The organism is Burkholderia sp. 4NA327C6 (assembly GCF_005502655.1).
GTDB lineage: Bacteria > Pseudomonadota > Gammaproteobacteria > Burkholderiales > Burkholderiaceae > Burkholderia > Burkholderia contaminans.
The window spans coordinates 1-1,128 of record NZ_SCNZ01000123.1 but is presented as its reverse complement, the minus strand read 5'-3'; the positions used below and the strand labels follow the sequence as shown (position 1 = coordinate 1,128).

The 1,128-nt window shown below is 62.0% G+C and carries 1 protein-coding gene and 1 pseudogene; both read left to right on the top strand.

The window, feature by feature from the left end:
• Positions 1 to 321: pseudogene (locus FFS49_RS41805) on the top strand (IS21 family transposase); the annotation flags it as partial.
• Positions 314 to 1,111 carry an IS21-like element helper ATPase IstB gene (gene istB, locus FFS49_RS41800; RefSeq protein WP_059740757.1) on the top strand — a complete coding sequence of 266 codons (798 nt, stop codon included), beginning with the start codon at positions 314 to 316 and terminating at the stop codon, positions 1,109 to 1,111. The pseudogene FFS49_RS41805 and the gene istB, both read left to right, overlap by 8 nt.
• Positions 1,112 to 1,128 lie beyond the last annotated feature (17 nt).

The window sequence follows — 1,128 nt, the reverse complement described above, 5'->3', positions numbered from 1 at the left end:
CCGTTCATCACGATGCCGCAGCCGCTGCAACTGCTGCAGCGGCATCTGCTGAAACACCCGGGCGGCGATCGCGTCATGACGCAGGTGCTCGCTGCGGTGCGCGAACACGGGCTCGATGCGGTGCTGCTCGCCGTACAGGCTGCGCTGGATTCAGGACGCCCCAGCGCAGAGCACGTCCTGAACGTGCTGAGCCGGCTGAAGGCGCCCGTCACGAATGGCAGCCTCGCCACGACGAAACTCCAGCTCAAGGAAGAGCCCGCGGCCGACGTGAGCCGTTACGAGACGCTGCGCGCCAACCCACCGGAGGATCGTCATGTCTAACGATATCGCGGCCCAGCTCAAGGGTCTTAAACTGCACGGCATGGCGAGCACGTGGCCGGAGCTGCTCGCGCAGTCGCGCCACACGGACTTCGAGCCGGAGCGCTTCATGAAGCAGCTGTTGATGGCTGAAACCGCCGAACGGCAGGTGCGCTCGATTGCCTATCAAATGACCGCTGCGCGCTTCCCGGCCCACCGCGACCTGAAGGGCTTCGACTTCGCGCAGGCACACGTCGACGAAGCGCTGGTGCGCGAACTGAGCGAGCTGTCGTTCCTCGAAAGCGCGCACAACGTCGTGTTCATCGGTGGTCCGGGCACTGGCAAGACGCACCTCGCCTCAGCGATCGGAATCGAAGCCGTACAGCGCCACGGCAAGCGTGTGCGCTACTTCTCGACCGTCGAGCTGACCAACGCCCTGGAGCAGGAGAAGTCCATCGGCAAACAAGGCCAGGTCGCCCACAAGCTGATGTACGTCGATCTGGTGATTCTCGATGAGCTGGGCTATCTGCCGTTCAGCCAGACCGGTGGTGCATTGCTGTTCCATCTGCTCTCAAAGCTTTACGAGCACACGAGCGTCGCGATCACGACCAATCTCAGCTTCGGCGAGTGGGCGAGCGTGTTCGGGGATGCAAAGATGACGACAGCGCTGCTGGACCGCGTCACCCATCACTGCCACATCGTTGAAACGGGCAATGAATCGTGGCGCTTCAGGACCAGTTCTGCCAAGGCGAAGACGACAAGAAAGAGAGCAGCAAAACCAGCGGGTAACGAAGAGTTATCCACACCGGAATAGATGTACTACGCTGTCTC

Coding starts and splice junctions, on each gene's coding strand:
- istB (WP_059740757.1), top strand. CDS start 314: ATGTCTAACGATATCGCGGCCCAGCTCAAGGGTCTTAAACTGCACGGC.